The organism is Stenotrophomonas sp. 05L414_2 (assembly GCF_056397905.1).
This window is the reverse complement of record NZ_JBFTOJ010000118.1, coordinates 1-17388: the sequence shown is the minus strand read 5'-3', so window position 1 is coordinate 17388 and position 17388 is coordinate 1. Positions and strand designations below refer to the sequence as shown.

General features: G+C 67.1%; 13 protein-coding genes and 1 pseudogene. 4 read left to right on the top strand and 10 right to left on the bottom strand.

Annotated features, from left to right (window positions below):
* Positions 1–303: 303 nt before the first annotated feature.
* A complete protein-coding gene (locus AC1DJN_RS15565) occupies positions 304–639 on the bottom strand; it encodes a Rieske (2Fe-2S) protein (RefSeq protein WP_049469607.1) in 336 nt (111 codons plus the stop codon).
* 178 nt (positions 640–817) lie between these two features.
* On the opposite strand from AC1DJN_RS15565, the gene AC1DJN_RS15560 reads away from it, so the two are divergent.
* The 4 genes and pseudogenes from AC1DJN_RS15560 to AC1DJN_RS15545 all read left to right on the top strand — a co-directional run.
* Positions 818–1099 carry a hypothetical protein gene (locus tag AC1DJN_RS15560; protein ID WP_442252270.1) on the top strand — a complete coding sequence of 94 codons (282 nt, stop codon included), beginning with the start codon at positions 818–820 and terminating at the stop codon, positions 1097–1099.
* A gap of 70 nt (positions 1100–1169) precedes the next feature.
* Positions 1170–1886 carry a fumarylacetoacetate hydrolase family protein gene (locus AC1DJN_RS15555; protein ID WP_132824343.1) on the top strand — a complete coding sequence of 239 codons (717 nt, stop codon included), beginning with the start codon at positions 1170–1172 and terminating at the stop codon, positions 1884–1886.
* Positions 1887–1942: 56 nt separating this feature from the next.
* On the top strand, positions 1943–2347 hold the full coding sequence (gene mscL / locus AC1DJN_RS15550) for a large-conductance mechanosensitive channel protein MscL (RefSeq protein ID WP_025874272.1): 405 nt from the start codon (positions 1943–1945) through the stop codon (positions 2345–2347).
* 224 nt (positions 2348–2571) lie between these two features.
* Positions 2572–3963: pseudogene (locus tag AC1DJN_RS15545) on the top strand (M28 family peptidase); the annotation flags it as partial.
* Between the two features lie 18 nt (positions 3964–3981).
* On the opposite strand, the gene AC1DJN_RS15540 reads toward AC1DJN_RS15545, so the two are convergent.
* The 9 genes from AC1DJN_RS15540 to AC1DJN_RS15500 all read right to left on the bottom strand — a co-directional run bounded on the left by AC1DJN_RS15540 (position 3982) and on the right by AC1DJN_RS15500 (position 16893).
* Positions 3982–5433 carry an alanine/glycine:cation symporter family protein gene (locus tag AC1DJN_RS15540; protein WP_025874270.1) on the bottom strand — a complete coding sequence of 484 codons (1452 nt, stop codon included), beginning with the start codon at positions 5431–5433 and terminating at the stop codon, positions 3982–3984.
* Positions 5434–5446: 13 nt separating this feature from the next.
* A complete protein-coding gene (locus AC1DJN_RS15535; protein ID WP_478039424.1) occupies positions 5447–6439 on the bottom strand; it encodes a hypothetical protein in 993 nt (330 codons plus the stop codon).
* A gap of 209 nt (positions 6440–6648) precedes the next feature.
* Complete coding sequence (locus AC1DJN_RS15530; protein ID WP_025874268.1) at positions 6649–7482, bottom strand: TrmH family RNA methyltransferase; 834 nt, start codon at positions 7480–7482, stop codon at positions 6649–6651.
* Positions 7475–8992 (bottom strand): alanine/glycine:cation symporter family protein, encoded by a 1518-nt coding sequence (locus AC1DJN_RS15525; RefSeq protein ID WP_025874267.1) that lies wholly within the window; start codon positions 8990–8992, stop codon positions 7475–7477. Before AC1DJN_RS15525 ends, AC1DJN_RS15530 begins: the two co-directional genes overlap by 8 nt.
* 234 nt (positions 8993–9226) lie before the next feature.
* On the bottom strand, positions 9227–9766 hold the full coding sequence (locus tag AC1DJN_RS15520; RefSeq protein ID WP_025874266.1) for a GNAT family N-acetyltransferase: 540 nt from the start codon (positions 9764–9766) through the stop codon (positions 9227–9229).
* Positions 9759–12884, bottom strand: a complete 3126-nt coding sequence (locus tag AC1DJN_RS15515) for an efflux RND transporter permease subunit (RefSeq protein WP_478039420.1) — start codon at positions 12882–12884, stop codon at positions 9759–9761. Before AC1DJN_RS15515 ends, AC1DJN_RS15520 begins: the two co-directional genes overlap by 8 nt.
* Positions 12881–13987: an efflux RND transporter periplasmic adaptor subunit gene (locus AC1DJN_RS15510; RefSeq protein ID WP_478039418.1), complete on the bottom strand. Its 1107-nt coding sequence runs from the start codon at positions 13985–13987 to the stop codon at positions 12881–12883. Before AC1DJN_RS15510 ends, AC1DJN_RS15515 begins: the two co-directional genes overlap by 4 nt.
* Positions 13988–14304: 317 nt before the next feature.
* Complete coding sequence (locus AC1DJN_RS15505; RefSeq protein ID WP_478039416.1) at positions 14305–16368, bottom strand: TonB-dependent copper receptor; 2064 nt, start codon at positions 16366–16368, stop codon at positions 14305–14307.
* Positions 16369–16440: 72 nt separating this feature from the next.
* Positions 16441–16893 carry a DUF2946 family protein gene (locus tag AC1DJN_RS15500; RefSeq protein WP_425513378.1) on the bottom strand — a complete coding sequence of 151 codons (453 nt, stop codon included), beginning with the start codon at positions 16891–16893 and terminating at the stop codon, positions 16441–16443.
* Positions 16894–17388 lie beyond the last annotated feature (495 nt).

Genomic DNA, 17388 nt, shown 5'->3' with positions numbered 1-17388 from the left:
GCCCAGCCGCTGGCGGCTGTGCGTTCGGGCGCTTGCGAAGCAGTGCTTCGCAAGCAAAGCGCCCTCACCCTTGGGGGCTTGGCCGCGGCATCCATGCCGCGGACACCCCCGCAACCGGACCCACCCCGCCTTCGACAGATTTCCGCGCGCTGTCGGAACGGCATTCTGTGATGCTGTGGGTGGGTGTCGACCTTGGTCGACACGGTAGATCCACGCCATGCGTGGATGGATTCCTGGATGTTTCGCTGATGTGGTGGGTTCTGAACTCGGTGGGTGCGGACCGTTGGTCCGCACACCGATGCCTCAGGCCAGGTAGACCTGTCCATCCCGCACATCCACCGGCACTGCGCGCAGGCGGTCGCCCTTGCAGGGGCCGGCGATGCAGTCGCCACTGTCCAGCGCGAACGAGGCGCCGTGGGCGGCGCAGACCAGATGGCCTTCGCGGCTCTTAAGGAACTGGCCGGGCGCCCAATCCAGGCGGCGGCCCGCGTGCGGGCAGATGTTCAGGAACGCCCGCACCTGCTCACCGTCGCGGTACAGCAGCAGCGACTCGGCATCGCCATCGACCACCGCTTCAACCTCGGCAAACGCACCATCGGCAATGGCATCCAGGGTGATGAGGGCAACAGCGGCAGTCATGGCGAAGGCTCGGACGGAATCGCGCATTGTCGCACGCCTGGTCATGTGACTAGCTGCGACATGAACACAAGTCATTGATCCGTAATAAGCCAAGGCTATATTTAACGAGTTTTTCACTCAATGACAGTGGCACCTGCCGATACTCATGGCTCGCTGATTTCCAGCCTATCGAGCCACCATGTTCAATCGCGATTTCGCCTTCCACCAGTTCCGCACCCTGTTTGCCCCGCGCAAGCCGCGCCATCCGCTGGTGCGCGTTGCCGTGGGCCTGCTCGGCCTGGCGATCCTGGCCGCGATGGTGTTCATCGGCGTATTCGTCGGTGCAGCCATGATCCTGGTGGGCCTGGCGTGGAAGCTGCTGGCTTCGCGCAAGCCCGGCCCGAGCCGCCCGGTCGACCCGAACGTGGTCGAGGGCGAGTACCACGTGGTGCGCAAGTCGGCGCTGCCGTCCTCGCGCTGATCGACGCTGCCCGCTGACGGCGGGCCTTGCTGCGTTCTAGACTGCGGGCACTCCCTTCCTGGATGCCCGCATGTCCGATGTCTCCGATGTGATCCCTGCTGCAGCCACGCCGCGTGTACCGGTGGTTGGTGGCGGCAGCTTTCCCGTGCACCGCATCTACTGCGTCGGCCGCAACTTCGCCGACCACGCGCGTGAGATGGGTGCTGCCGTGCCCGCAGCAGATGATCGCGGCCGCCCGATGTTCTTCACCAAGCCGGCCGACGCCATCGTGGTCGGCCACGACGATGTGATCCCCTACCCGCCTGCCACCAGCAACCTGCATCACGAGGTGGAACTGGTGGTGGCGATCGGCCGTGACGCGCCCACCGGCGAGTTGGCCGTGGCCGACGCCGAGGCCCTGGTCTATGGCTATGCCGTGGGCCTGGACCTGACCCGCCGCGACCTGCAGGCGGCCGCCAAGGAGAAGGGCCACCCGTGGGATTCGGCCAAGGGTTTCGATGCCTCTGCACCGATCAGCGAGATCGTGCACGCCGGTGAAGTCGGCGATCTGGCCGCCCTCAATCTGTCGCTGGAGATCAATGGCGAAGTCCGCCAGCAGTCCCTGCTCGACCAGATGATCTGGAACGTGCCGGAGATCCTGCACGAGCTGTCCAAGCTGTGGCAGCTGCGCGCCGGCGATCTGGTGTTCATGGGCACGCCGTCCGGCGTGGCCGCACTGAAGCCCGGCGACCGTTTCAGTGCACGCCTTGAGAACGTGGCCGAACGCCACGGCGTGATCGCCGGCTGACATCACCTGCGCTACCCTTCGCGCTGTCCCCCCTCGCCCTCAGGAGAAAAACAACAATGGGAATGCTCACCGAGTTCAAGGAATTCGCGATGCGCGGCAACGTCATCGACCTCGCCGTCGGCGTGGTGATTGGCGCTGCCTTCGGCAAGATCGTCACCGCGCTGGTGGAGAAGATCATCATGCCGCCGCTGGGCATGCTGATCGGCAAGGTCGATTTCTCCCAGCTTGCGTGGACACTGTCGCCGGCCAGCATCGGGCCTGATGGCAAGGAAATCCCGGCCGTGGTGATCGGCTACGGTGATTTCATCAACACGCTGATCCAGTTCGTGATCGTGGCGTTCGCCATCTTCCTGGTGATCAAGGTGATCAACCGCCTGTCGCGCAAGAAGGAAGCGGCACCGGCAGCGCCGGCCGAGGAAGTGGTGCTGCTGCGCGAGATCCGCGACAGCCTGAAGAAATAAGGTTGGTGGCGCCGGGCCATGCCTGGCGGAACGCCATCTTGCCGCTGCGCTCGCCGGGCATGCCCGGCGCTACCGCAGAGGCCTGCGAAAGCCCCGCTCCGGCGGGGCTTTCGCTTTGCTGCATCTGGCGGAAAACAGCATCCGCGCCGGCCATGACCTCCCGCCCATGCGCGGCGCTGAACGACTGTTAAGCTCCAAGGCTTACACCCTTCCCGGAGCTGTCCATGCGTCGCCGCGTCCTTGCCATCGCATCCTCCCTCGCCCTGCTGGCCGCGCCGGCCTTCGCGGCGCCGCGTGCCACCACCCTGCCGCCGGCTTCGCTGGCCACCGCCGCGCAGCTGCGCGACCAGGCGCTGGCCGATGACACCGGCTGGAAGGTGGTCGAATCGTTGACCACCGAGATCGGCCCTCGCATCGCCGGCAGCGAGGCCGACGCCCGTGCCGTGGCCTGGGCCGAAGCCAAGTTCAAGGCACTGGGTTTTGACAAGGTGTGGAAGGAACCGGTGACCTTCCCGAAATGGGAGCGCCGCAGTGAACACGCCGCCGTGACCGGCAGGAACCCGCAACCGCTGCAGATCACCGCGCTGGGTGGCAGCCCGGGCGGTACGGTCGAAGCCGAGGTGGTGCGGTTTGCCGATCTGGCCGCGCTGCAGGCCGCACCGGCGGGTTCGCTGAAGGGCAAGATCGCCTTCGTCGATTACCAGATGCTGCCGTTCCGCGATGGCCGCGACTATGGCCGTGGCGGCGCGATCCGCAGCAAGGGCCCGTCCGAGGCCATCCGCAAGGGCGCGATCGGTTTCCTGATGCGCTCGGCCGGTACCGATTCGCACCGCGTGCCGCACACCGGCATCACCCGCTTCGATGACGGCCTGACCCCGGTGCCGTCGGCGGCGCTGTCGGTGCCCGACGCCGACCAGCTGGCGCGCCTGCTTGCCCGTGGCGCAACCACGGTGACGGTCGCACTGGACTGCGGTTGGGATGGCACGGCGACCTCGTACAACGTGATCGGTGAGATCACCGGCCGCACGCTGCCGAAGGAAGTGGTGGTGATCGGTGGACACCTGGACTCGTGGGACCTGGGCACCGGCGCGGTCGATGACGGCGCAGGCGTGGGCATCACCATGGCCGCCGGTCATCTGATCGGCCAGCTGAAGCAGGCGCCGAAGCGCACCATCCGCGTGGTCGCCTTCGCCAACGAAGAACAGGGCCTGTATGGCGGCAAGGCCTACGCCGAGGCGCATGCCAAGGACGTAGCCCTGCACCAGCTGGCCGCCGAGAGCGATTTCGGTGCTGGCCGCATCTACGCCTTCAACACCGGTTCGCCGAACCCGGAAGGCTCGCGCGAGGCAACCAGGCAGATTGCCGAGGTGATGAAGCCGCTGGGCATCGAGTACGCCGCCGACAAGGGTGGCCCGGGGCCGGATGTCGGTCCGCTGGCCGCCAAGGGTGGCGCATGGGCTTGGCTGGCGCAGGATGGCTCGGATTACTTCCACCTGCACCACACCGCCGACGACACCCTCGACAAGATCGATCCGAAGGCGCTGGCGCAGAACGTGGCGGCCTATACCGTGTTTGCCTACCTGGCGGCCGAGGCCGATGGCAACTTCGGTACCCGCCGCTACCCGCCTGGGCGCTTACTGCGCCCACACGCTGGTATTGCGAACCCCCAGCAGCTTCGGGTTGAACAACGGGTCACGCCCGTGACGCCGGTGATCTTCGTAGTCGCGCAGCGCGGCCAACGCGGGCCTCTGCAGCAGCAGGATGGCGATGATGTTCAGCCAGCTCATCATGCCTACGCCGATGTCGCCCAGCGCCCACGCCACTGTCGCACTGTTCATCGCCGAGTAGCCCGTAGCGGCCAGGAACAACAGCTGGAAGGTGCCCATCACCCACCCTCGGGGACGATCGCGGCAGAGGTAACTGACGTTGGTTTCGGCCATGTAGTACAGGGCCAGGATGGTGGTGAACGCGAATGGCAGGATCGCCAGCGCGACGAACGACTTGCCGAAGCCGGGCAAGGCCGACTCCACCGCGTGCTGTACGAAGCGTGGCCCTGCTTCCACGCCGGGAAGGTTGCCCAGCAGCAGGCGCGCCTCGTCCGGTACACCGTTCACCGCCGGGTCGTAGACGTTGTAGAGCCCGGTGGAGAGAATCAGGAAGGCCGTCGCGCTGCACACGACCATGGTGTCGATGTACACCGAGAACGACTGCACCAGCCCCTGCTTCACCGGGTGCGACACTTCTGCTGCAGCGGCAGGATGCGCGCCACTGCCCATGCCAGCTTCATTGGACAACACGCCACGACGTACCCCCCATTGGATCGCGGTCCCGATCATCGCGCCGAATGCGGCGTCAACACCGAAGGCGCTGCGCAGCACCAGGGCGATGACCTCAGGCACGCGCTCGACGTTGAGTACCATCACCACCGCAGTGACCAGCAGATAGGCCACGGCCATCACCGGCACCACCCATTCGGCGACCCGCGCGATGCGACGCACGCCGCCGAGCAGGATCGCCGCCAACACCACCAGCAGCACACCGGTGGTGACCATCACCGGAACGTCCCACGCTTCGTTCACCGCACTGGTGATGGCGTTGGACTGCGTGCCCGCCAGCATCGCCCCCGCCAGCACCGTGACCAGCGCGAACAGCACGGCGTACCAGCGCTGGCCCAGCCCCTTCTCGATGTAGTACGCCGGGCCACCGCGATACTGCCCCTTGGCGTCGCGATCCTTGTAGATCTGCGCCAGGGTGGACTCGATGAACGCGCTGGAAGCACCGAGGAAGGCGACGATCCACATCCAGAAGATCGCGCCCGGACCGCCGAAGGCAATGGCCATGGCGACACCGGCGATGTTGCCCACGCCCACCCGGCTGGACAGCGACAGTGACAACGCCTGGAATGGCGAGACACCGGCATCGGAGCGCTCGTGACGGAACATCAGGCGCAGCATGTCCGGCAGCGCGCGCAACTGCACGAAGCGGGTACGCACGCTGAAGTACAGGCCCGTTGCCAGGCACAGCACCACCAGATACGGGCTCCAGACAACGGCAAGCACGGCATTGACGATCGATTCGACATTCATCGCAGGGCCCCCATCAGAAGAACATCCCCAGGGCGACCTGGGGACTGATGATGCGGCCGGTATTGCGGCCGGCAACGGTGAATTCGACGCCGGCGATCAGCCCCAGCGACGGGCTGAAGTGGTACTCGACAGCGGGCGCGAAGGTCAGGTTGCGACTGGCCGGGCGGTGTTCGTTGATGGGCCGGACGCCACCTGCAGCGTCGGGCGCGAAACCGGTCAGGCGCTGGCCGGTCTCGCGGCTGGCGGCAACTTCCATCACGCCGACCCAGCGTTCGTTGAAGCTGTATTCGGCGCCCACGGAAAGACCCAGTACCGAGCCCCGCGCGATATGGCCCTGGAAGCCGTCCTCGGTGCCGTACACGCTGGTGCCGGAGATGGCCGTTCGCGATGGCGCCGGCCCCGCGCTGAACTGCGCCCGCCAGCGCAGCGGCCGATCGTTGCCCAGCCACAGCACCTGCTGCACGGCCAACGCGGCGACGGTGCGCTGCACGCCATCACCCTGCGCATCSAGCGGATTGCCGGTGATGCGGTCGTGGCTGCCGGTGCTGAAGCGCYGTACCAGGGCAATCGACACCGCCGGCGTGGTGCCATCGGCGCTGGGGGCCTGCAACAGGTATTGCAGGCGTGCGGTGGTATCACCGGCGCGGAAGCCTCGGCTGCGTGCGTTGCCGGATTCGGCGCGTGATGCACTCAGGTTGACCTGGCCGGTCAYCCGTTCGCTGAAGCYGTATGCGATGGGCACCACCATCGCCCACGCGCCGCTGCGTTCGCTGCTGCGCTGGCGGTCGCCGTTGTGGTCGAAGGACGAGGAACTGTCGACCCGCACCAGATAGGGTTCGACGTACCAGTGACCCGCTGGCATGCCGGCAGGATTGGGCGTGATCAGCGGGCCGGTGAAGTTGACGCCGTCGAGCGTGCGCTCGTTGGCCTGCGCGGAAACGACGGCAAGCGCACTGAGTGCCAGTACCAGGCAGACACGCACCGCACTGCGAGGAGGATGATGCATGGGAACCGCTCCTGTACGACGTTGGATGGACTTCCACCCTGCGTCGCCGGGAACGGCACACCAATAAGGAAACTTTCAATTCGTCATGCATGCTTTGCGCATGGCACTGCCAGGAAAACCGCCAGACGTTGCCCGGCTGCCGGGAAGTCCCGTTCGACATGGAACTGCGCTGTGCGGGCACCGGTTTGCGGTGCCCGCAGACACGCCCATCAGCCGCGCTGGCTGACCCACTGCGCCAGCAACACGGCCGTGGCGGAAGCGACATTCAGGCTTTCAACCGCGCCACTGCCGGGAATCGACAGCTGCTGGTCACACTGGCTGGCCAGGCCGCGATCCATGCCTTCGCTTTCCGCGCCCATCACGTAGACCAGGCGGGCCGGCAACGACGCGCGGAACACGTCATCGCCACCCTCGACCAGGGTCGCGGCGAGGCCGAAACCGGCCGCGCGCAGCTGCGCCATCGCTTCTGCATCCTCAGGCAACTGCACCAGCGGCACCGACTCTGCGCCGCCCTCGGCCACGCGTGCGGCCGCGCCGGACAACGCCAGCGTACTGCTGGCCGGCAGCAGCAGCGCCTTGGCGCCGAAATGCGCGGCAGAGCGCAGGATCGCACCGAAGTTGTGCGGATTACCGACGCCATCCAGCCACAGTGCCAGCGCCGGGCCTTCGCCCAGTTCGGCCAGCCACTGCGCGAGCGGCAACACCGGCGCGCGCAGCACGTCGGCCACCAGGCCTTCATGGTGGGTGGTGGCAGCCAGCTTGTTGAGGTCGCCCTCCTCCACCACGCGATAGCCCACGCGGTTGGCCACGCACCACTTCAGCACCGGCTGCATGCGCGGAATCAGCGATTCCACCAGGTACAGCTTGCGCAGCGCCTGCGGACGCTTGGCGAACAGCGCCTGCACCGCGTTCCATCCGTACAGGCGAAGTTCGTCGTTGCCCCGCCCCGGCGGTGGCGGGGTGCCGCCCTCACGCGGTGGCAGCGGGGTGGCCCGCGGCGGTCGCGACGACGGGCGGCGGGCATTCTTCCAGGGATCATTCACTACGGGACAACTCCAGCTTGCGTTGACGCCAGAAATCGGCGTTCTTGATGCCCAGGGCATCGGGGTCGAAGATCGGGTCGAGACCGAGCTTCTTCTGTCGTTCGTAATCGCGCAGGGCCAGCATGGCCGGCTTCTGCACGATGAGGATGGCGATGATGTTCAGCCAGGCCATCAGGCCCACGCCGATATCACCCAGCGCCCAGGCCAGGGTGGCGTTGTGGAAGGCACCGAACACCACCATGCCGATGATGCCCAGGCGCAGCAGCAGCACGGTGAGCGGCCGGCGCTTGTTGTGGTTGACGTAGGTCAGGTTGGTTTCGGCCATGTAGTAATAGGCCATGATCGTGGTGAAGGCGAAGAAGAAGATCGCCACCGACACGAAGGCCGAGCCCCAGCCCGGCAGCACCGCTTCCACACCCGCCTGCGCGTAGCCCGCACCTTCGGGGATGCCGGCCAAGCCCTGGAAGATCGGCGCGGCGCCGGCGACCGGTGAATACACGTTGTAGGTGCCGCTGGCCAGGATCAGGAAGGCGGTAGCGGTGCACACCATCATGGTGTCGAAGTAGATGGCGAACGCCTGCACGTAACCCTGCTTGGCCGGGTGCGAGACCTCCGAGGCCGCCGCAGCGTGCGGACCCGAGCCTTGGCCGGCCTCGTTGGCGTAGATGCCGCGCTTGATGCCCCACTCCACCGCCAGGCCCATCATCGCGCCGAACGCGGCATGGGTGCCGAACGCGCTCTTGAAGATGATGCCGAACATTTCCGGCACGCGGTCGTAGTTGATGATCATGATGACGATGGCCATCAGGATGAAGCCGGCGGCCATGAACGGCACCACCACTTCGGCGAAGTTGGCGATGCGCTTGACGCCACCGAAGATCACCACGCCCAGCAGCAGGGCGACGACGATGCCGATGCCCAGCTTCAGCGCCTGCGCCGATTCCATGCCGAAGGCCTGGCCATCGAGCGGACCGCACAGCGCGGTACCGCGGCAGGCGTTGATGACGCTGTCGGCGATCGCGTTGGCCTGCACGCCGGGCATCAGGAAACCGGCGGCGATGATCGTGGCGATGGCGAAAGCCATGGCATACCACTTCAGGCCCATCGCTTTTTCGATGTAGTAGGCCGGGCCACCGCGGTAGCGGCCTTCGGCATCCTTGGTCTTGTAGATCTGCGCCAGGGTGCATTCCACATACGAGGTGGAGGCGCCGAGGAAGCCCATCACCCACATCCAGAAGATCGCGCCGGGGCCGCCGAAGGCGATGGCGGTGGCCACGCCGGCGATGTTGCCGATGCCCATGCGGCCGGCCATCGACATGGCCAGGGCCTGGAACGAGGACACGCCGGCGTCGGACTTCTCACCGGACACGGTGAGGCGGCACATCTCGACGAAACCACGGATCTGCATGAAGCGGGTGCGCAGGCTGAAGAACAGGCCGGCGGCCAGGCACATGAAGATCAGCGCCTTGCTCCAGATGATGCTGTTGATGAAATGTACGGTAGCTTCCACGCGCGCTCTCTCCAGTCGGCGGGTTGTGAGGACGTCCCGTCGGCTGGAAGGGACCGGTCGATTCTCCCTGATCGAAGGTCGCTGCGATAGCGCCGGATGTGGGGGCGTGTTCTCCGCCGGGCATGGCCCGGCGCTACCGGGTATGCCGCCGCACCACGGGTAGCGCCGGGCCATGCCCGGCGACCGGCAATGACCGTGCCCCCACGGTAGCACCGGGCCATGCCCGGCGGCCTATCAGGGCAGCTGCCTGCGTACCCGGGCGAAGCGGCGCAGGTCATGCAGGACGCCGCGCTTGTAGACGGCGCAGCGCTCCACGCCCTCCTCCTGGAAACCGTTCTTTTCCAGTACCCGGGCCGAGCCCAGGTTGAAGTCGACCACCGTGGCCTGCAGCCTGAACAGGCCAAGCTCATCCATCACCCAGGGCGCGAACAGGCCGACCACAGCGGTCATCAGGCCCTGCCCCCAATGAGCCTGGCCGAGCCAGTAGCCCAGTTCCGCGGTATGCCCGCGCTCGGCCACGCCCTGCTGGGCGCCAACGCTGCCACAGGCCTGGCCCTCTATCTCGATGGCCAGGTTCAGCGTGCCTGGGGCCAGTACGCGCCCGCCCAGGAAGGCTTCGCCATCCTCGCGGGTGTACGGATACGGGAAGCGGTCACGCAGCCCACGCGAGACGTCCGCGTCGTTGGCGTGATGCAGCAGCGACTGCAGGTCATCACTGCGCCAGGGGCGCAGCAGGAAGCCTGCGCCGTGCAGGATCCGCGCCGGCTCAGGCATGACCACCCACCGACGGCGAGTCGGCCTCCTGCTTCTCCAGCTCGCGCTTCACCGCCTCCGGCGAGCGGGTGTACGGGGCCAGCCGCGCGTAGAACGCCGGCACCACGAACAGCGACAGGAAGGTGGACAGGGTGACGCCGAAGATGATCACGATGCCGATGGTGCCACGGCTGGCCGAGCCCGGGCCACCGGCCACCACCAGCGGGATGGCGCCGACCACGGTGGCGATCGAAGTCATCAGAATCGGACGCAGGCGCACCATCGCCGATTCGATGATCGCTTCGCGCACGCTGCGGCCATCGTCGCGCAGCTGGTTGGCGAATTCSACGATCAGGATGCCGTTCTTGGCCGCCAGGCCGACCAGCATGACGATGCCGATCTGGCTGAACAGGTTCACCGTGCCGCCACTCAGCCACAGGCCAACCAGCGCGCCGAGCACGCCCAGCGGCACGGTCAGCATGATCGTCAGCGGGTGGATGAAGCTCTCGAACTGCGCGGCCAGCACCAGATACACCACCAGCAGGGCCATGGCGAAGGTCAGCAGCACCGCGCCGCCCGCACTCTGGTACTCACGCGATTCGCCCTTCCAGTTCACCTGCGCGTACTGCGGCAGCTCTTCGCCGGTCACCTGCTGGGCCCAGGCGATGGCCTCGCCCAGCGGATAACCCGGTGCCAGGCCGGCACTGATGGTGATCGAGCGCAGGCGGTTGAAGCGGTTCAGGGTTCCGGCCTCGGCCACTTCGCTCAGCGTGACCAGGTTGGACAATGGCACCAGCTCGCCAGAGGTCGCACGCACGCGGATAGCGGCCAGATCGGCGGGGCTGGCGCGGCCATCACGGCCGGCCTGCACCAGCACGTCGTACTCCTCGCCGTTGTCGACGAAGGTGGTGACGCGGCGCGAGCCCATCATCGTTTCCAGCGCCGAACCGATCGCGGTGACCGGCACGCCGAGGTCGGCCGCACGCTGGCGGTCAATGTTCACCCGCATCTGCGGACGGGTTTCCTTGTAGTCCGAGTCCGGGCCGACCAGGCCGGGGTTGTCGGCCATGCGCAGCAGGATGCGGTCGCGCCACTGCGCGATCTCGGCGTATTCCGGGCCACCCAGCACGATCTGGAACGGCTGCCCGCCACTGCGCACCAGGCCGCCACCGACCTGGGTACGTACGCGCACGCCACGGATGGTGTCCAGTTCCTTCTGCAGTTCGTTGGCGACTTCCGGCGTGCCTTCGCTGCGCTGACGCCACGGCTGCAGGAACACGCTGACGCGGCCAGTGTGCATTTCCTCGCTGGCGCCGAAGCCGCCGGGCACGCGCGGGTTGGCGCGCACGATCGGCTTGTCCGCGCCGACATGCGGTGCCAGCAGCGCTTCGACCTGCTGCACCTGCTGCACGGTGTAGTCGTAGCCGGCGCCTTCCGGGCCGTCGATCATGATCTGGAACGAACCACGGTCTTCGGCGGGGGCCAGTTCCGAAGGCAGCACTTTGATCAGCAGCCAGCTGGCCGCCAACGCAGCGGYCATCACCAGCAGGTAGATCCACGTGCGATCGACATGATGATCGAGCACGCGGCCGTAGGCGCCGGCCAGGCGTTCCAGATTGCGGTTGATGAAGCCGTGCAGCCCGCGCGGTGCCTGCCCGGTATGCGGCTTGAGCAGCTTGGAGGCCATCATCGGCGTCAGCGTCAGCGCGACGAACGCCGACAGCGCGACAGCGGCGGCCAGGGCTACCGCCAGTTCACGGAACAGGCGCCCGGTATTGCCTTCCAGGAAGCCGACCGGCAGGAATACCGCCACCAGCACGGCGGTGGTGGCGATCACCGCGAACGCCACCTGCGCGGTACCCCGCTTGGACGCCACCAGCGGCGGTTCGCCCAGGTCGATGCGGCGCTGCACGTTTTCCACCACCACGATCGCGTCATCCACCACCAGGCCGATGCACAGCACCAGCGCGAGCAGGGTCAGCAGGTTGATCGAGAAGTCGAACGCGTACAGCGCGATGAACGCCGCCACCAGGCATACCGGCACGGTGACCGCAGGAATCAACGCCGCGCGGAAGCTGCCGAGGAACAGCCAGATGACCGCCAGCACCAGGATCATCGCCTCCACCAGGGTGGCGTACACGCGGTCGACGGCAGCCTCGATGAAGGTGGTGTTGTCGAAGGCAACGAAGATCTGCGTGCCCTTGGGCAGGGTCAGCGCGACACGTTCGGCCTCGGCGCGCGCGGTGCGCGCCACATCCAGCGAGTTGGCAGTGGAGGTCTTGACGATGCCCAGGCCGATGCCGGGCTCGCCGTTGCTGCGGTAGTAGGCGCGACGCTCGGCCGAGGCCAGCTCGATCTTCGCCACATCGCCCATGCGCACCACATAGCCATCACTGCCCTTGCCCAGYGGGATGGTCGCGAAGTCTTCCGGCTTGATGTAGTTGCGCTCCACGCGCAGGGTGAAATCGCGGTCGGTGGATTCGATGCGGCCGGCCGGCAGTTCCACGTTCTCGTTGCGCAGCGCGGTTTCCACATCGCCGGTGGTCAGCCCACGTGCGGCCAGCTGGTCGCGGTCCAGCCAGATGCGCATCGCATAGCGCTGGCGGCCACCGATGCGGACCTGGGCCACGCCATCGAGGCTGGAGAAGCGGTCGACCACGTAGCGGTCGGCGTAGTCGCTCAGTTCCAGCGTATCCATGGTCGAGGAGACCATGTTGAACCAGATGATCGGGTCGGCATCGCTCTCGACCTTGGCGATCTCCGGTGGCCGTGCCTCCTCGGGCATGCGGTCGGCCACGCGGCTGACCGCGTCGCGCACGTCGTTGGCCGCCGCTTCGATGTCACGGTTGGAGGTGAATTCGATGCTGACCTGCGAGCGGCCGTTGGTGCTGCGCGCGTTGATCGTATCGATGCCTTCGATGCCGGCCAGCGCGTCTTCCAGCACCTGGGTGATGCGGCTCTCGATGACCGCTGCCGAGGCGCCGGTGTAATCCACCGAGACCGAAACGATCGGTGGGTCGATGGCCGGCAGTTCGCGCAGCGTCAACCGGGTGAAGGACATCACGCCCAGCACCAGCAGCAACAGGCTCATCACCACGGCAAACACCGGCCGCTGGATGGAGATGTCGGACAGCTTCATCCGCCGTGACCCTCGGCGGCTGCAGGTGCTTCAACCGTCGCCGGCTGCGCGCCGCTGGCGGGCGCGGCGTCGGAGGCTGCCACCTTCAGGCCCGCCCGCAGCTTGCCGGTGCCGTCCACCACGATGCGCTGGCCTGCCTGCAGGCCCTGCTTGATCTCGACCACGCCGGCGCGGCGTGCACCGGTGACCACGTCCACGCGTTCGACGGTGTCATCGGCCTTGATGCGGTACATGAAGCTGTCGCGACCGACCTGCACCACCGCGATTTCCGGCACCACCAGGGCCGGTCGATCAGGATGGAACAGGCGCACGTCGAGCAGCATGCCCGGCCGCAGCGCATGGTCGCCATTGGCGAAGTCGGCACGCACGGTCACCGCACGAGTGGCCGGGTCGATGCGTGCATCGATCGTGCTGACCTCGCCCTCGAAGGTGCGGCCCGGCCAGGCCACGCTGGTGGCCTGCACCTTGTCGCCAGTGGTCAGCGACGCCAGTTCCACTTCCGGCACCTGGAAATCGACGTGCATGCGCTCGACGTCGTCGAGGGTGGCGATCACCGTGGTCGGCGTCAGCAGCGTGCCCGGGCTGATCTGGCGAATGCCAAGTACGCCGGCGAACGGCGCGCGCACGCGACGGTCGCCGATGTCCGACTGCATCTGTGCCACCCGCGCTTCGGCGGCGTCGCGGATCGACTTCTGCGTGTCCAGGGTGGCACTGGATACCAACCGCTGCGCCGCCAGTTCGCGCTGGCGCTTGTACAGCTGGTCGGCTTCGCGGAAGGTCGCCTGCGCCTGCACCAATGCGGCCTCCTGGGCCTGCCCGCGCAGTGTCACGAGGGGCGCACCGGCGGCGACCTGCTGGCCACTTTCAAAGTGCAYGCGCTCGACGATCTCGCTCACCTTGGCGGTCACGCTGATCGACTCGCGCGCCTTGGCCGTGCCCAGCGCCTGCAGCGTGTCGTTCCACTGCACCGCCTGCACGACCTGCGCGGTGACCGGCACGGCTTCGCCCTGCCGACGCGCGGCGGCCTCCTGTTTGCCTGCGCACCCGGCCAGCACGGCCAGGCTGAGGCCAAGGGCCAGGGTCGAAGCGATACGAGCCAACATGAAGCGTCCTGAGTGGTACACGGCCGCCGAGTGTAGGCAAGGCCCCGCAAAAGCGGTATGTGCCAAGCGTTTACCGGCGTGGAACGGGGGCTGCGATAGCGCCGTGTGCCCATTCCATGCAGGGGGCACCGACGCAGTGTCGGCGTATGTCGGGATGTATCAGGCCATCCCGCCAGGGGCGATGCCGTCGTACAGTCGAGGGGCCTGGCCGAGGGCGCCGGGCGGGGTCGGAACCTGGCGGGGATCCGACCCCGTTTTCTTTGGACGCAGGCCTTCTGTGCGCGGCGCACCGGTAGCGCCGGGCCATGCCCGGCGGATCAATACCGGTAGTTCACCTTCATCCACAGGCTGCGGCCGGGCTCGTTGATGCGCACAGGGTCAGCGGGGAAGCCGAAGTCGGCGCTGCCGGCCAGGTTCAGATGCTCGCTGTAGGCACGGTCGAACAGGTTGTCGACACCGGCGCTGAGCTGCAGCTGCGAACTGAAACGATAGGCCGCGTTGAGCGCCAGCGTGGCAAAGCCGCTGCTCGGCCCGAGGTCCTGCGCGACCACGTTGCCCTGCCCGTCCGCGACCCGATGCTGATGGGTGACCGCGCGCACCAGCGCACCGCCACTCCAGCGCTGGCCTTCCCAGTCAGCGCTCAAGCGTGCTTCCAGCGGCGGCATCTGCGGCAACGGTCGATGCTGATCGCGGTTCTCGCCCCAGGCATAGGCCAGGGTGCCCCCCAGCTTCCATTGCTCGTCCAGCCGCAGCTGCAGGCCGGCCTCGGCACCGGCGATGCGCGCCTGCACATTGTCAGCCCGGCTCATGCCCATCATGCCGCTGCCGCGATAGGTGAACAGGATGTAGTCCTGGATCTGCCCCGCATAGGCCGAGACCCAGGCCTGCACGCGCGGGCCCTTGTATTGCAGGCCGACGTCGAGCTGGGTGGTGCGCTCGTGCTGGATGCCAGCGAACGCGTTCACCGCACCTGCCGGCCCCTGATCGGGCGAGAACAGTTCCCAGTAGTCGGGCATGCGCTGGCTGTGGCCCAGCCCGGCATACCAGGTCAGGCCGTCGGCAAGGTCCTGTTCGTAGCGCAGGAAACCACTGCCCAGCCATTCCCTGCGGCGCTGGCCGGCGGTGGGATTGGGCATGGCCATCATCATGCCGCCGATGTCGGCACGCGCATCGCGCACGCTGGCACGATCGATGCGCAGCCCGCCGATCCAACGCTGCCCGGTGTCCACGCCGAAGGTCAGTTCGGTGAATGCACCGTAGCGGCGGAAATCGGCGTCGGTGTTCCAGTCCGCCTGCTTGTAGGTATCGCGCCCCATGCCCATGCGGCCGCGATGCCGGCTGTCTTCGCCGTCGATGCCGGCCACCAGCTGCACGTCCTGCCAGCGCCATTCGGCGCTGATGCGCCCGCCCTGCGTGCGGCGATCCACGTTCGACGCCATCGGCATCGGCATCATGCTGTGTGGGTTCGGCGTACGCAGCGTGTAGTTGTCCATCACGTGGTCGGCTTCGTTGTAGTACACGTTCGCCTGCAGCGTGTTCCACGCCCCGGGCAGATTGCGCTTCTCGAAGCGTGCGGCGTAACTGGTGCGTTCGAACGCGGCCCCATCCATGCCGCGCCCCGCGTAGCGCGCGATCGCATCGCCGGCACCGGCGGAGACCTCCAACAGGGTATCGGCGTCAGGCGTCCAGCCCACCGCTACGTCGCCATTCCACTTGCGCCATTTCGACGGAACCACATCGCCGTTGCCGTCCTTGTAGTCATCGGCTTCGGAGCGATTGCCGCTGGCACGCACGTAGCCCGTTGGATTGCCCAGGGTCAGGTCCAGCACCTGGTCGTTGCGGTTGCGTGAGCCGACCAGTGCACTGGCATCGGCACGCAGCCCGGGCGCATCGAAACGCGGGGTATCACGCTCGAAGCGCACGGTGCCCGCAGAGGCACCCGCGCCCCAGCGCACGCTCTGCGGGCCCTTGATGATGGTCAGCCGGTCAAAGCTCTCCGGCGATATGTAGGACAGCGGGTTGTCCATGCGCGAGGGACACGCGCCAATCAGATTGCCATCGTTGCTGAGGATGTTCAGGCGCGAACCGAACATGCCACGCAGCACCGGGTCGCCGTTGGTGCCGCCGTTGCGGATGGCGGAGAAGCCGGGAACGGTCTTCAGGTAATCGGCGCCATCGCTGGCTGGCACAGGCTGCCGCGGCAGGCGCGGATCGGTCACCCAATGCAGCGGCGAGGACGGCGYGGCGGCGGTGACCACCAGCGTATCCAGCGTCCGCGCTTCTTCAGCGGGCGCGGCATGGGCGAAGGGAGCAGCCAGGGCAGCGCCAAGCGCAAACGGCAGGCGCGCACGGGCGCCCGCAGCGGGGAAAGTCATTTTCATGGAAACAGCTCCAAGGTACGCACGCGCGCACGACGCCCTTGCAGGCCTCGTGCGGCGGATTCGATAGGGAAATCAGCGGACGGTGGAGATCAGCGGCGGGCCACGCGCGGCATGTGCCGGCCAATGCAGCAGCGGCAGTCGCGGCTGCGACCATGGGAACATCGGCTTCGGCCGCCACAGCAAGGGCAGCAGCAGCACCAGCACGGCCAGCCACGGCAGCAGGCGCATGGCCAGCACGCAGTACTCGCAGGCCTCCCCGTGCATGGCGTGGGGATCGGCGGGTGGGGTCGGATCCCTTTGCCCCGGCAAAGGGCTCTGACCCTCAGCCATGTCGCCGTGATGCATGTGGGCATGGTCCATGCCGCCATGCATTGTGGATGGGGTCAGAGCCCTTCCCTGTGGTGAAGGGATCTGACCCTGCGGCGCCTGCAGCGCACGGCTGACCAGCGGCGCAAGCACCATCAACAGCGTCGCGATGAAGGCGAGCTGGAGCAGGGTTCGACGCAGGCAGCCGGTACGGATCACCGCGCTAGTGTAGAGGTGCCTCCAGAAGGCACCGTGCGACGAACCGTCGCAGGAGGGGGTTTATCGGCAGGGCTGCGCCCTGCACCCGCAGAGGCCACGTCCACGGCAAGAGCCGAAGCAACATCAAAAGCTGGCTTCCTGTGGGTAGGCGGGGTGGGTCCGGTTGCGGGGGCCGCTGCAAGTACGTCCATGTAAGCTCGGTCGCCGCATCCATGCGGCTCACGCCCCCGCAACCGTACCCACCCCGCCTTCGACAGTTTTCCGCGATCTGCGGTAGATCCACGCCATGCGTGGATGCTCTTCGATCAATTGTCGAAACATTCGATTTCCATGGAGATTCATCCACGCATCGCGTGGATTTTACCGTGTCGACCAAGGTCGACACCTATCAACGGCCGCCGGAATCTGTCAGAGGCGGGGCGGAGTGGGTAGGCAGGACCGTTGGCGCCATGGATGGCGCCATCGAGCCCCCATGGACGGGTTTACGGCGTGTCC

Bases quoted from the DNA above. Each gene is read 5' to 3' on its own strand.
- AC1DJN_RS15565 (WP_049469607.1), bottom strand. From the start codon at position 639: ATGACTGCCGCTGTTGCCCTCATCACCCTGGATGCCATTGCCGATGGT.
- AC1DJN_RS15555 (WP_132824343.1), top strand. From the start codon at position 1,170: ATGTCCGATGTCTCCGATGTGATCCCTGCTGCAGCCACGCCGCGTGTA.
- AC1DJN_RS15520 (WP_025874266.1), bottom strand. From the start codon at position 9,766: ATGCCTGAGCCGGCGCGGATCCTGCACGGCGCAGGCTTCCTGCTGCGC.
- AC1DJN_RS15560 (WP_442252270.1), top strand. From the start codon at position 818: ATGTTCAATCGCGATTTCGCCTTCCACCAGTTCCGCACCCTGTTTGCC.
- AC1DJN_RS15540 (WP_025874270.1), bottom strand. From the start codon at position 5,433: ATGAATGTCGAATCGATCGTCAATGCCGTGCTTGCCGTTGTCTGGAGC.
- mscL (WP_025874272.1), top strand. From the start codon at position 1,943: ATGGGAATGCTCACCGAGTTCAAGGAATTCGCGATGCGCGGCAACGTC.